The organism is Candidatus Limnocylindrus sp., assembly GCF_040397215.1.
Classification (GTDB): domain Bacteria; phylum Chloroflexota; class Limnocylindria; order Limnocylindrales; family Limnocylindraceae; genus Limnocylindrus.
On record NZ_JBBAWK010000001.1, the window covers coordinates 1 to 13,488 of the forward strand.

The following is a 13,488-nucleotide window of genomic DNA, read 5'->3' on the forward strand; positions in this document are numbered from 1 at the left end:
CCGCCGATGACCGCCTGTGGGCTCGACGCGTTACTGGTCGTGCCATCGCCGAGTGCACCGAAGCCGTTATCGCCCCAGCAGTAGACGGCACCACTCGCGGTGAGGCCGCAGGAATGATATACACCGCCGGCAACCTGGGTATAGCGCCTGCTTGCTGCCTCCGTTGGGGCAGCGCCAGCAGCCAAGAGTGTGAGGACCGCGAGCGTTAGCCCGAGCCTCTTCAGCATAGTTTTCATGAATTCCAACCTCCATGTCCCGGCCAGAAACCTTCTGGCTATAGGGCGATGGCGGTCGCGCGTTGATACGTTGGCGGACGCCTGCTGACTATGGCGTGGCTTTGGGTGTAGTTGAGCCTCCCTTACCGTGCGGTGATTCGGGCAGCAGGCCCATTTACGCCCAGATTCAGGGGGCCGGCTGGCACGGCGATGCGCCAGATCCAGTAGCCCTTCGTGGCTGTCCAGGCGTAGGTGACAAGGCCGTCGTCGCTCAGGCTGAGCGGGATCCGCACGGCGACCGAGCACTTGGTAAAGGTGCTCGAGCACTTTGAACCGATCAGCGTTGCTGAGGTGATCGAGAGCGGGGCGACCGAGAATGAGAGGGGCACCGATGCCCCGACCTTCGCCGTGGAGCGCGCCACAGTTCCGGCCCCGTAGCGCACCACGGGGAGCAGGCCAACACGAATCGACGCAGACCTTGAAGGGAGCGCCCCCTCAGACCCGTCGTACCGAATGGAGTAGGTGGCGCTCTGGTCGGGCGTAACGCTCACGCGCTGTGGCTGGGTGCTGCCCGTCGCCACGATGCGGGTGATCTCTTCCCAATAGAACTCACCGCCGCCCAGGCTGGTAAGGCGCTCGAGGCGCAGCTCCGCGCCAGCTTCGATGCCGGTGGTAGAGACGAGCACCGTTGCGGTGCTGCCGTACGGCACGGTGAGAACTGTGGCGCTCGTGGTGATCTTGGTGGTGGCAACGTAGGTAATTGTCCAAGGGTCGAGCTCAGCGAGGTTGCCGGCGACGTCTTTCGCGGTGCCCAGGCGCACCACATAGCCAACCCCTGGCACCAGCGCACCCGCGGTGAATGTGCCGGTCTTGGTGGTGGCGTCATAGGTACCTGTGCCCGCGAGCTGAGTGCCATCAGGGGCTTCGACGATCACTCCCCCACTCCGCCACGCTGCCACATCCATGGCTTCGTTAAAGCGCACGCTGATCTTGGGGGTGGCGGTGCTTACCGTGGCGCCGTCAATGGGCGAAAGCAATCGTGCCGTTGGAGCGGTGAGGTCGAGGTAGATGCGGTCTTCGGCAGCCGTCGTGATTAACCCCGCGCCATTGCGCGCCTGCAAGCCATAGCTGTGCAGGCCCTCAATCTCGGGGAAGCTGATCGGTATCGTCACTGCAGGGGTAAGCCACTCGCCCCAGGCACCACCGTCAAGCCGTGTGCGAATGGCATCAATGCCGCTCAGTGAATCACTGGCAGCAACCCGCAGGGTGGAGTTTTGATCACTGATCCGCTGCCGACCGCTAGCGATGTCGATAGCGACAAAGGGGGGCGTTGGGTCAGCAACTAGGGAGACGCGGAGAGTGAATGCGTACGCGCGATCAATATTGCGGCCGTTCACATTCAAGTAGTAGGTGCCGGGGAGCATCGGCACGCTGAGGAACTGTGTGCCCCCCGCCTTGGCAGATTGCCGAATAGGGGTAGCGGTGAGAATTGAGGTGGCGGTGGAGCCAAAGACATACAGGCCAAGCTCAGCGCCGCTCGCGCCAGTCAAATTGATGATGGCCTGCCGCGCAGAGGTCACCTGGATGCGCCAAACCCGATCTGTGATGGCACCGCCAACGGTACCGGTGACGCTCGGGCCGACCCAGGTAACTCCAGGAATTTCGCTCACAGTATCGGCTGCCCAGGTCGGCGCCGGAGCAGCTCCGGCAAACAGAAGTAACGCGAGAACTACGCGAGAGAGAAACGAACGGCCCCAGGGTTTCCCCTGGGGCCGTCCAACCATTGGTTCGTGCACCGAACGGTTTCTAGCGGTTGTTACTTGTAGGTAACGACAGCCAGGTTTGAAACCGCGACGCCAAAGACGTCAGAGCTTGCCGTCATGAAGACCTGCTGCTTGCGCAGTGCGATCGTCCATGTGGCAACGCCTGAGGCGTTGGCGATCTTGCGATACTCGGTGAACTTGCCGGTCACGGTCTCAACGTTGAGGTAGGCCGACTCGTCAGCTGCATCCTCGCCGAAGTTCACCGTTACCGTTGCTACCGTCTTGGCAGCGTTCATCTTGACCGTGATCGTGGTTGGATTCGAAACCGCGTAGGTCAACGAGTACGTCTTAGCGACGGCAGCGCTGGCCCCGAGATCTGAATCGGCAACCGCAATCGAATACTTGTGCGTCTTGTAGCTCATGTTGGTTGGGGCGAGCGTTGCAATCTGTGCCTTACCACCGACTACTTCGCTCTCGTCAAGATCAACATCCAGGCTGGCAACCGTGAGGGCTGTCAGACCGGTGAAGGTCTCCGGGCCGAAGTCCATGGCAGTAGCACCGTTACCCATTGGCAGGCCATTCTCATCAACAATTGTGCCGATGATCTTGAACGTCGTGCCGCCGGTGGCGCTCGCATAGGTCTTGCCCTTGAACGAAGTTACATCAGCTGCGACAGACTTCAGGACAGCCTTGCTGCCGTCGCCGGTGCAGGTGATTGACACTGCGTTTGACTCAATCAAGCCAGCTGCAACCGCGAGGTTGTACGCCTTGCCTGAATCACTCAGGAGGTTGTCTCCGTTACCTACGCTGCAGGCAGCTGCGTCAATGTCAAACAAGCGCATCGAACCTGCATTTGCCGAGCCGACGGCTACTGCGTCGTCTGAAGCAACCGTGAAGAAGCCGATAGCTGAACCACTGGCATTCGTTGGGTTGGTATCGCTTTCAGCAACGCCCGAGAGCGCCACGCCTGCAGTAATGGAGCCAGTAGCGCCGTTCAACACGGTGCCATTGGCATCCTTACCGACGAGCGTAAGGGCCCCGTCGATCGCTGCGTTTTCTCCAGCAACATACGTGTAGCCGGTCGTCAGCGAAAGATCGAGCGTCTTAAGCGCGCCGATTGCCGTGATTGAGACGGTCTTCATGCTTACCCACGAGGAGGCCGTCAGGCCAGCCTTGGAGGCGTATACGGTAATCGTGCCGTTTGCAGCAGTCGTAGACGTCTTAGCAGCTACGCACAGCTTGTAGTTTCCGGCGGTTTCAGTTGTCTCGGCAACACCTTCAACGATATCGGTTGCTGCGAATGAGCCTAAAGGAGTGTCAAGCGCCGAGCAGGCAGCGGCTACTCCGTCGGCTGCAGCATAGGCCCAGGCAACAACAATGTTTGAGTTGCTTGAGACTGCCTTAAGGTCTGCTAGTGCGAGTGATGTGGTGCCAGCATTAGCTGCTCCAGCCACAAAGAACGTATATGTGAGGTTTGCAGTCGCAGAAGCGACAGCCACATTAGATGCGTTCGAGTAAAAACCAAAAGTGGTTGTGCTGCCCGCCTGTGTAACCGCTGCGCCCTCTACTGGCGTTCCGGTGTACCTCGCAATTGGGCCTGTCGGCGCCACTGGTGGCGTCGGTCGACCCGCGGCCATCACGGACGATCCAAAGATCGTCGCGAGCAAGCTCGCTGCCGTGACCGCAGTCACGAACTTATTCTTCATAGACACAATTGTGTCCTCCTAACTACAGACCCAGGGGAAATGCCCCGGAGTCAATGACCGCGCCATTTCGCACGACCCACTCGACAACGGCACGAAAGCCGTCGAGAAGGTGTTACGTACCGCTACGGAGTCGTGCTCTCCGAAGCTGCCGGCGACTCATCCCCCGCCGGAGTTGGGCTGACCGGCTCCGGAGTCCGCCGAGGCAGATCCGTTGGAGCCGGTGTTGCGGTTGGCGCCTCGGTTGGCGCTGGGGTTGCCTCTGGTGTTGGTGTTGGGGCTGGGGCTGGGGTCTCTGGGGCTGGGGTTGGGGTTGGGGCCGGGGTGGCTGGCTCTGCCGTTGGGGCGGCCAGAGTCGACTCAACGATTGGGTTGACGCGCGAGACGATCGCGGCGCTCACCACCAGGGCGCCACCGGCGGCGGCGATGGTGACGAGCACCATGGCAAAGGCGGTGGCGGCGGCCGCCACGGGGCGCATGACGCGGGTAAAGAGGCTTGGGCGGACGGTTCGGCTCAGCTGAACGGCGTCGAAGGCCCGGGTGGCGAGGTGGGCTGGCAGGGCGGCTGGCTTCATGCGGGCCAGGGCGCCGGTGAGCTCGGCATAGGTGGCCGAAGCCTGGGTGCAGGGGGTGCAGCTCTCAAGGTGCTGAGCGTGCGGGGCGGCCAGGGCCACCCCCTCGGCTAGGGAGCGCTCGACCTGCTCAATAGTGCGTGCACATATGCTCACACCAGGTAAAGGCGTGGTGGGGGGTTGGGCGTTTCAGGGCCCCGCGTGGTGGCGCGCCTACCTACGGAAGGAGAGGGGCCTGGATGGGCGTTTCAGCCTGGCTAGTTGCCGAGGTGCGAGGCGGCCCAGACTCCGGCACTAAAGGTGGCAACGGTGACAGCCAAGATGATGAGGGCGGCGCGAAGGGTGGTGAGGGTGATCATCCGCACAGCCCCTCGGCGATTGGCTTTGCCGCGTCTCTGCTGCTGGTCGTCGATAACGGCACGAAGCACACGCTGGTTCAGGCCAGCGGGCGCCGATGGGGTTCGCTCGGCCAGCCCAACGAGGTCATCAAGCAGTTGCGCGCAGCTCATGCACCCCTGAACGTGGTCGGCGTGTGCTGGCGAGAGTACCCCACCCGCAGCAATGAGCTCCTCAATGGCACTCTCAAGTTCCTTATGTTCTGGCGAGCCTAGGACCATGAATCCTTCCCCCTACGCGCCGAGATTTACGTGCCAGAAGTGGCCAATTACATCGTACCAGGTGGTCGTGATGGTTACGGTCAGGATGACTAGGGCGGCGGTACCAATTATGAACGCTGCCACTCCAGCAGCCTTTCGGCGGTTGACCTGGCTGCGCATCAACTGCTGGTCAGCGATGACGGCACGCAACACGCGCTGGTTTAAACCGTCCGGGATTGAAAGCATCTTGCCTGCAGCAAGACGCGCCTCAATGGCGCTCTCGAATTTGAAATGTGCTGAGGTTTTTTCAATCATCTGTGGATTCTCCCATAATGCAGCGGCGGGCTGGTCTGAATTTGAAAAAAATTCACATCGCTTGTCAGTTAATTAACTTCGTCTCGCCCCCTTCGGGGGACCGCTTTGAACCCCCCCCGACCACACGGAAGCGGTGGGCTCTGGTGTCGTCCCGGTCAGTGTCGCCAAGGGCTTCACGCAACTCACGAAGACCGCGCGCCGTGTGTGTTCGCACTGTTGCCTCAGGGAGTTCTAGGATCGCAGCCGCCTCGGCTACCGAGAGTCCCTCTTGAAATCGGAGGACGACCGCTGCTCGATGTTTGGTGGAGATCTTTTGCAGGGCATCCCCAAGATCCGCCTGAAGCTCATGGTCCATCGCCTGGACCACTGGGTCATGCGCATTCGGATCGGCGAACTCACGCCCCGGCGCTTCGGCTCCACCAGGGCTCATCGTGCTACTGGTGCGCGCATGTCGCGTGGTGCGTATGTCAATCTTCTGCGCCACCCGAACAGTGATCGTCGTGATCCAAGCTTCGAGCGGTGCAAGCGGCCGCCAGCGGGCAAGGTCGCGCACTACCTGAATGAAGGTCTCCTGGACGGCATCTTCGGCATCGGTCGCGTCACGGCAGATTCGTGCAGCAATCCGATAGACCTTAGGGCTGTAGCGCTCGATGAGCACGGCGTAAGCGCTCTCTTTGCCAGAGAGACATGCGGCGACTAACTCCTCATCACTCAACACGGGCATACCGGCAGTCTAGCCGCCAAACCTGAATTTCCCACACGAAAACCAGAACGGGAGCCGTTCCCAGCGACCCCCGCTCTGACTCTCAGTTGTCCGGGTTCGCCCCAATCTGCCCTAGTAGAGCTCGAGGTAGCGCTCAACCTCCCAGTTCGAAACGTGCGTGCGGTACTCGTCCCACTCGGCCTGCTTGGCGTCCAGGAAGTGCGAGAGGATGTGCTCACCGAGGGCACCGCAGATGACTGGGTTCGACTTGAGCTCTTTGATCGCCTCGATCAGGCTACCTGGTAGCTCCTGGATCCCCTTCTGGGCGACGCGCACGGCGTCCATCTCATAGAGCGACTCCTCGACCGGGTCTGGCAGCACCATCTTCTTCTCGATGCCGTCGAGGCCCGCGGCGATCATCACCGCAAAGGCGAGATACGGGTTCGCCGATGGGTCTGGGCAGCGCAGCTCCATGCGCGTTGCCTCAACCGAGCGGCCCGCCGAAATCATCGGCACGCGAATCAGTGCCGAGCGATTCCGTCGACCCCACACCAGGTAGGTTGGCGCCTCGTATCCGGGAACGAGTCGCTTGTACGAGTTCACCGTTGGTGCCAACACCGCGATCATGGAACGCGCGTGCTTCAGAATGCCGGCCATATACGACTTCGCGATGGGCGAGAGGCTGTACTTATCCTTCGCGTCGTAAAAGACGTTCTTGCCAGTCTTCAGGCTGGCAAGGCTGATGTGCGTGTGCATGCCCGAACCGTTGATGCCGTAGATCGGCTTCGGCATGAAGCTTGCATACAGGCCGTGCTGCTTGGCAATCTCTTTCAACGCGTACTTAAAGGTGGTGGCGTTATCAGCCGTGGAGAGTGAGTCCGAATACTCGAAGTCGATCTCGTGCTGACCCGGCGCCACCTCGTGGTGCGCGGTTTCAATTTTGATGCCGAGCGCCTCGAGTGCGTCGACCATGTCTTGACGGACGTCAATCCCCTGATCGCCGGTAAAGTCAAAGTAGCCCGCCTTGTCATGCGGCTTGGTGATTGGGTGCCCATCGGCGCCGTACTCAAAGAGGAAGAACTCGAGCTCTGGCCCCATGTTCACCTTGTAGCCGAGCTTCTCTGCGCGTTCGACTTGGCGGCGCAGCGCGCCACGTGGGTCACCCGCGAATGGTGAACCGTCAGGAAGGAGCACGTCGCAGATCACGCGGGCCGTGCCGGCGCCACTCTCAGCGGGCGCCCACGGCAGAATGCGCCACGTATCCATGTCGGGTCGCAGCATCTGATCGCTCTCAGCGATGCGCGTAAAGCCTTCGACCGACGAACCGTCGAACCAGGTGCCGTGCTTAATCGCGTTCGGCATCATGTGAATCGGGATCTGCACGCTCTTCGTAATGCCGTGCAGGTCAACGAACTGCAGCTGCACGGTGCGAATGCCGGCCTTCTCGGCCTTGGCTACGGTGGCGAGTGCCGCCTTGGTTTCGGCCTCGGTGCGTGCTCCATACCCCTTCGACATGATCCCCCTCCACCGGGCAGTGCCCGAATCTTGTGCGTACGGCACAGATTTCACCCCCTGCAAGCCAGGGGAGAAGCCGTCGGAAGGAGAATACGGCCTTTCTGAAAGGCTTGGGTGCGGTTTAGGGTGCGGCTAGATTGTGATCTTGCACAAGAACCGGCGGTTTTACCCCTACTGGAGCGTCCAGCCCTTGCCCACCGAGCCCCGCACGATCTTCTCCCGCTGCGCCAGGCGGCCGGCTGTGTAGCCGAGGCGCTCCAGAGTGACGGTGCCGGAAGAGGAGACGCTCGTGAAGAAGAGGTCGAGAATGCCGTCGCCGGTCCAGTCGCGGGCCACGAGCGTCGGCACCCTCCCTGAGGCGGCGCCCTTCCAGACCTCGAGCGGGACCCCCCAGGCGTACGTGCGAGCGCCTACTGCGAAGGTGGTGGCGGATACGTTGCTGCGCTCCACGGCGGCCCATGGGGCGCGGATGCGTACTTCGGTCCCTACCGTTGCGGTGGTGAGGTCGATCTCTGGGTTGAGCTCGGCGAGACCGGCCGCATCAACGGTGACGCCGATGGCGGCGGCGCGCGTGGCCACGATCTCCCAGGTGTCGGCAGTTCTGAGCCAGTCAAACTCGCCAGCGAGAATGCGTACCGGCGCGTTGCGATACATCACGCTCTTGGCGGTGTACACGCAGGTCGTATCGACCGGTACGTTGACCTTCTGCCCAACGACCAACACCTTGGCTGGGTAGGCGATCTTGGAACTCTTTGGATTCATCGAACGCAAGCAGCCCTCGGTACGACCGACGCGCTTGGCGATCTTGGCGTAGGTGTCGCCCTTCTTGATGGTCTCGGTGCGTGTTGGCCCAGCATTGAGCGCGAAGAACTTCGTGTAGTTCGTGGTACCACTCTTGTAGCCGAGTCGTGCCGCAACTTTTGCAAGGGTGGTTTCGCCCTTCCCTACCTTGGTACTTTGCGATGGCGCCGTTTCAGCAGTGAAAACCAGATCAGGATTTGCGCTGAGCGGGGTTGCAAGGTCAAGGATTTCGCTCATGGAAAGGCGCACGACGTGGCCGATCCCCTTCAGGTCGCGATAGCTTAGGTAGAGCTCAGAACCTGTATCGCCTAATGCGTCGACCGCAGTGACACTCCACCCGCTGGCGATGGGCCAGAGCAGTGCGCCAGGTGCGCTCAACGTGCCGAGCGTCCAGAGGGTATTCGGCGTAAAGCTAAGCGAGCCGGCCGCTTGCGACGCCATGAGGGCCCCGTCGCTTGCGCGCCAGAGAACCGTGGCGTCTGGCACCCCGTCACCAGTGACGTCGCGCAACACCGTCACCGCGTCGGTACTGGTCGTTGTGTCAATGAGCTGCGTTGGCGAGGCGCCGGTAGTGACCTCGAAGAGGCGGAGTCGCGCTGTAGTTCTATCGGTCAGGTCTGGCGTGCGTTCAGTGATAAAGAACTCTTGGATGATGTCGGCTGAGGTGTCGGCAACATCGAGGGCAAGGTTTGCCATTGCATCAAAGCCTGTGTAAGCATCGAGGATGGTGACCGAGGTTCCAAGGACACCGCTGGAGATTGGCGTCTTGATGAGGCTCGTTGCTCCGTCGGTTGCACGCCAGAGGCTGAGCACGGAGAGGCCCCCGTCACGCTCGGTTCGCGCGATATCACGGCCGATCAGGGTGGCGCCAGCCAATGCTGGCACCGTACCTGGAACACGATTGCGTAGGCGCCCGTTCTTCCCCACGTATTTGTCTGCGGAGATGAACTTAATCGAACCATCAGCGCCGATTGCGGTGAAGTCGCCCTTCCCGTCTCCGGTCACATCGATGCCTGGCGAGATGATGCGGTTTGGCTCCACCCAGTTGATGCTGTACTTGTAGGCACGTGAACCTGGAACGCTGTACGAGGTCTCGCTCGTGGCGGTTGCGTCTACGGTGTACCAAACGTAGCGAATGAGCTCCTCGACCGAGAGGTCGTGCTCCTTCGCGCAGGTATCAGCGTTCATGACGAAGATGGAGACGCCGCGCCAATGCCCCGGCTGAGTGGCATGCCGAAGCGGGATGCCGTCTTGGCCAGCCTTCGGCGGTGCAAGACAACCGGTCACAGCGCCGCCGCCGCCGTTCCAGCTGCCATAGAAACCTGGGTTTGCGAAATACCACTTGCCGTCTTCTTTGAGTCGCTGGACAGTGATCCCCCAGGTAGCGTCAACCGCGGCGTTATAACGCGCGTTACTGCGGCCTCCTGAGGTCCAACCTGGGTCATAGATGCCGCCAGTGCGATAAATCTGATTGATGGACGGCTCATCGGTGACGTCAAAGCATGATCGCGGGGTGTCAGCAGTCACTGGCTTTCTGGCGCCACTCTCGTCGTACTCGGCAAGCGGTGCCGTGTAATGCCCCGTCGCATCATCGCGTACCAGTCCACCAATACCGTCATTAAGTAGATCTGGACCAAGACGAATACGCAAAGGGACTAACGTCTTAAAGTTTTCTGTAGCTCGCTGGGTATTAGTCCACTCCACCCAAACACCCTTGTCGTTCGTAGCTCCATCTCGTCCTTGCGTCCCATTAACCTTGCGGTCGTCAGCCAGATCATCACGAAGCCACTTTTCGAACGTCGCACTTTTTGGTTTGGATACGTACCACCAATCTCGCTCACCATCAAGATGCTTCATCGTCCAAGACCAGGCGTTCTGCTTAATGGCAATCGCGCCAACACCGAGCAGGGCATCACTGTAGGGGCTCGCCTTGTACTCGGTGTAGAACTCGGCCACGTGGGTGCGGTAGACGTAGAGCTTGAAGGGGATCTCCTCGACGACGCCGGAGTTCGTGCGCAGCACGCGGATGGTGTCAGGGGGTGAGATCTCACTCTTCCAATCGGTACACGGCTTCTGCACGAAGGTGGTGGCGGCTGCAGGGGTCGGGTTAGCGCCCGCCACACCCACCACGCCAGAGAGGCAGAGGAGAGCGGCCCCTGCGAGCGCGATGGCGCGGCGGAGCGTCATACGAGATGCCGCTCTGCGTTCCATGTGCTGATACTACCGCCTATGCGAGATCAGATCCTGTGAACTCTGAAAGGCTCAGATCTACTCGCTGAGGCTCCCATCAAAGCCACCCTCGGCATCCAAGATGCGCAGCGCGAGCGAGAGGGCGAGACGAAGATCGGGCTCGCGAAGATCCCACCCCGTTACCTCCTCGATACGCTTGAGGCGATAGGCGGTGGTGTTGCGATGCACGCCCAGTGAGCTGCTCGCTTCAGACGAACCGGGCGCGTCGAGGATGGCGCGCACCGTGTCAATGCGCTGGCGCCAGGCGGCTGCAGTGCCGACGAGGAGTGGGCCAAGCAGCGCGAGAGCGAGTCGTCGTCCTTCGGGGATCGTCATGACCGAGCCGAGGAGCTGGTGCGCAGGGAGCAGTTCCGCGCGCACGACCTGCTCGCCGCCACTCCCTGCGCGACCGCCGATGCGGCGCTCCAATGATTCAAGCGCAGCGCGCGCCTCAGCTTCGGCGGCGGGCCGTGCCGACGCCTCAGTGAATGGCCGCGAAACCGCAACCGGGCGCTTCAGCCTCTTGGCGACCTTGCGAGCAGCGTCAGCCGCGCCAGGGTCGCCTGCGTCAGCGACGGCGACGATGCGCACCTCAAGGCTCTCGTTGCTCCCACGCAACATGAAGCGACGCGGGCTCGCGAGGAGGCGCAGCTCGCGACGCAGTGCGGGAACGTCGGTCTCATGTGGGCGCGGCTGGCGAGCCGCGATGGCTACCCATGGCGGCCCCTCGGCCGGAAGGGTGCGCGCCTCGCCGCGACCGGCGTTGCCGGGAAGTTCGGCAGCAACGCGCACGATCTCAAGCGCGAGAAGTGGCGCAACGCGCTCGCAGGCGATGCGGTCACGCTCGCCAACCGGCTCATCGCCAAGCAGGATGATCGAGCCTGGCCGCTCCGAACCCTCGTCGCCGAGCGGCGACTCCTCAAGTTCTCGTTCCCCCTCTGGTGCACCTGGCACGGCGGGAAGCGGGATGCGCTGCCCGGTTGGTCGACTCTTGGAGAGGTAGTGCGAGACCGCCTTCGCCGCAGCGACGCTCGATGGCAAACCGGCTGGTGCAACAACGGCGAGTGAGACACCGCCACGCGCCTCAAGCGCCACCGCGCGACCGATGAATGCGGCCAATGCACCGATGAGCGCTTCGAGTCCTTGGCCATCAAGTGCGAGGGCGGCGATCTGCCGTTCGAGTCCCACCGCCTGACGCTCTAGTTCGGCACGACGATTGACGACCGCACCAATCAGGCTGCGCTCGAGCTGCGCCGACTCCATCCCGTGCACTGCAAGGCATGGGAGTCCGTTCTGCTCTGCGGCCTGCGCGAGCTCAGCCCGCACCTTCGATTCGGCTGCGCTCGGATGCTCATCACCGAGGAGCAGAATGCCAGTACAGCCGTTCTCGGCAAGATACTCAGCAAGGTCGACGCGTGATTGTGCATCAGGGGCGGCTGCCGTGAGTAGCGTGAGCGGAATGAGCGCCAGATCGCCCAACTCCATGCCATCAAAGGCTGGCAGTCGCATGCGCATCACGCGCACCCAGGTGACGTTGCGTGCCATTGACTCGTCGCGCACCTTCGCCAAGGGAACGGCGTTTGGAAGCAGTGTCTGCACAAGCTCTCGCAGTGATGCCATTACGCCGCCTCTCCTGACAGCCGACGCGTAATGCGCCGAATGACGGCGCCATATTGCACTGGATCAGCGCCCCGTTCGGTAAGGAGCACGATGGGTACCGTTGCAACGCCGGGTCGGATCTGCAACCAGAGTCGCGCGCGTGGGCGACGCAGCGTCAACATGAGGCCGCCCATGATCAGCGCCGCGGCTATCCAGATTAGGAGTGAGGCCGGATCACGTCGCGCGATGATTCCCGTATACGAAGTCACCTCACGGAGATACACACTAAACCCAGCACCAGGCGCTGTAGCAGTGTCACCCACTGCGAGTACCGAAGCGAAGAGCGTCTTCAGTGGGAGTGTGCCGTCTGCAGCTGTTGTACCGCTCGGGTCTGGGGCGCTGGCCACTATAAAGATGGCGGCAACGCCGTTCGCATCACGTCGCAACTGCATCTCGATTCCTGCGTTGCTCCCTGGGATCGGCAGCGTCGCATACGGCGCGCCATCAACCTGTGCGGCAAACGGGGCATCACCAGACCAGAGCAGGGCTCCCATGTCGTCACGAATTTCTAGTCGAGCGGCCGGGCCGAAGAAGTTTTGATGGAAGCTCCATCCGTTATAGGCGAGCGGCTCATTCACGCGCACCATCCGCCGCGCAACCTCTTCCCCGCCCACGTAGACACCGAGGTCTGTGGCGAAATCTGCAAATGCGCCCGCCGAGTTGCGCGGCGCGCTAAAGGCGTGATTCACGATCACGAGCCCGTCAGCGGTGCCGATCTTCCCCACTGGGAGCGCCTCGCCATCGGTGAGTAGAATGCCCTGCGTGTAGCCGAAGATGCCCGAGGCGGCTGCACCGAGCAGCATGACGACCAACCCGGTGTGCATCACCAGCGTGAAACGGCCTGAGCGACGGAAGCGGTCTGCATGCAGGAGGAGCCCCCCATTGCGCTCAGAGTCATCGGCAACGCTCACCTCCCAGCCGGCACGCTTCGCTTCGGCGGCGGCAGCGTTCGCTCGGGCACCGAGTTCCGCATCCACTGGCAACGCGGTAGGGAGATCGATCACGCCGCGCCCAGGCAAGGATTCACTAAAGAACGTGTCGGGCTGTTCGGGGCGAGATCTCGCGGTGGCCGCCGCGATCTTCGGGAGGCGGTCCCAGGTGCAGACGATGATTGAGGCGGTCAGGAGCACCAGCAGCGCTGTGAACCATGGCGAGGTGAAGACCCGGAATAGGCCAAGACGCTCAAAGATTCCCACCAGTGGTCCAAGCGCAGGCTCGTATTCCGCGCGCCGCTTCGCCATCTCGTTGGCGTAATCGCCAGCGTTCTGGAGCGCGTAATCGGGGAGCTGGCGGAGCGCGATGCCAACCGTTGCGGCGAGGGCGATCACGCCGATCTGGAGCACGGCAAATCGAACGTTTGCCAGGAGGGCGCGCGCGAGGAGGAGTGGGCCACTTATCACCCCCTGATGGTAGCCTT

The 13,488-nt window shown here is 61.9% G+C and carries 10 protein-coding genes and 1 pseudogene; all 11 read right to left on the reverse strand.

The window, feature by feature from the left end:
• Window positions 1-236 (reverse strand): annotated as a pseudogene (locus AC3LCN_RS00005) (hypothetical protein); the annotation flags it as partial.
• 122 nt (window positions 237-358) lie between these two features.
• Window positions 359-1,885 carry an Ig-like domain-containing domain gene (locus AC3LCN_RS00010; protein WP_488648039.1) on the reverse strand — a complete coding sequence of 509 codons (1,527 nt, stop codon included), beginning with the start codon at window positions 1,883-1,885 and terminating at the stop codon, window positions 359-361.
• A gap of 146 nt (window positions 1,886-2,031) precedes the next feature.
• Window positions 2,032-3,684: a hypothetical protein gene (locus tag AC3LCN_RS00015; protein WP_488648040.1), complete on the reverse strand. Its 1,653-nt coding sequence runs from the start codon at window positions 3,682-3,684 to the stop codon at window positions 2,032-2,034.
• A gap of 122 nt (window positions 3,685-3,806) precedes the next feature.
• Entirely contained in the window at window positions 3,807-4,409 is a 603-nt protein-coding gene (locus tag AC3LCN_RS00020) for a hypothetical protein (RefSeq protein ID WP_488648041.1), read from the reverse strand.
• 101 nt (window positions 4,410-4,510) lie between these two features.
• The gene (locus tag AC3LCN_RS00025; RefSeq protein WP_488648042.1) at window positions 4,511-4,870 is read right to left on the reverse strand and encodes a hypothetical protein; all 360 of its coding nucleotides are present in this window, start codon (window positions 4,868-4,870) and stop codon (window positions 4,511-4,513) included.
• 12 nt (window positions 4,871-4,882) lie between these two features.
• Window positions 4,883-5,164: a hypothetical protein gene (locus AC3LCN_RS00030; protein WP_488648043.1), complete on the reverse strand. Its 282-nt coding sequence runs from the start codon at window positions 5,162-5,164 to the stop codon at window positions 4,883-4,885.
• Window positions 5,165-5,228: 64 nt separating this feature from the next.
• A complete protein-coding gene (locus AC3LCN_RS00035) occupies window positions 5,229-5,888 on the reverse strand; it encodes an RNA polymerase sigma factor (protein WP_488648044.1) in 660 nt (219 codons plus the stop codon).
• A gap of 111 nt (window positions 5,889-5,999) precedes the next feature.
• Window positions 6,000-7,382, reverse strand: a complete 1,383-nt coding sequence (glnA, locus tag AC3LCN_RS00040; RefSeq protein ID WP_488648045.1) for a type I glutamate--ammonia ligase — start codon at window positions 7,380-7,382, stop codon at window positions 6,000-6,002.
• 171 nt (window positions 7,383-7,553) lie between these two features.
• The gene (locus tag AC3LCN_RS00045; RefSeq protein WP_488648046.1) at window positions 7,554-10,394 is read right to left on the reverse strand and encodes a LysM peptidoglycan-binding domain-containing protein; all 2,841 of its coding nucleotides are present in this window, start codon (window positions 10,392-10,394) and stop codon (window positions 7,554-7,556) included.
• A 57-nt stretch (window positions 10,395-10,451) separates the two neighbouring features.
• Window positions 10,452-12,032, reverse strand: coding sequence for a PucR family transcriptional regulator (locus AC3LCN_RS00050; protein WP_488648047.1), 1,581 nt, complete (start codon window positions 12,030-12,032; stop codon window positions 10,452-10,454).
• Window positions 12,032-13,471, reverse strand: a complete 1,440-nt coding sequence (locus tag AC3LCN_RS00055) for a cytochrome c biogenesis ResB family protein (RefSeq protein WP_488648048.1) — start codon at window positions 13,469-13,471, stop codon at window positions 12,032-12,034. The genes AC3LCN_RS00050 and AC3LCN_RS00055 overlap by 1 nt, the downstream gene beginning before the upstream one ends.
• Window positions 13,472-13,488 lie beyond the last annotated feature (17 nt).

Coding starts and splice junctions, on each gene's coding strand:
- AC3LCN_RS00025 (WP_488648042.1), bottom strand. CDS start 4,870: ATGGTCCTAGGCTCGCCAGAACATAAGGAACTTGAGAGTGCCATTGAG.
- glnA (WP_488648045.1), bottom strand. CDS start 7,382: ATGTCGAAGGGGTATGGAGCACGCACCGAGGCCGAAACCAAGGCGGCA.
- AC3LCN_RS00030 (WP_488648043.1), bottom strand. CDS start 5,164: ATGATTGAAAAAACCTCAGCACATTTCAAATTCGAGAGCGCCATTGAG.
- AC3LCN_RS00035 (WP_488648044.1), bottom strand. CDS start 5,888: ATGCCCGTGTTGAGTGATGAGGAGTTAGTCGCCGCATGTCTCTCTGGC.
- AC3LCN_RS00045 (WP_488648046.1), bottom strand. CDS start 10,394: ATGGAACGCAGAGCGGCATCTCGTATGACGCTCCGCCGCGCCATCGCG.
- AC3LCN_RS00050 (WP_488648047.1), bottom strand. CDS start 12,032: ATGGCATCACTGCGAGAGCTTGTGCAGACACTGCTTCCAAACGCCGTT.
- AC3LCN_RS00015 (WP_488648040.1), bottom strand. CDS start 3,684: ATGAAGAATAAGTTCGTGACTGCGGTCACGGCAGCGAGCTTGCTCGCG.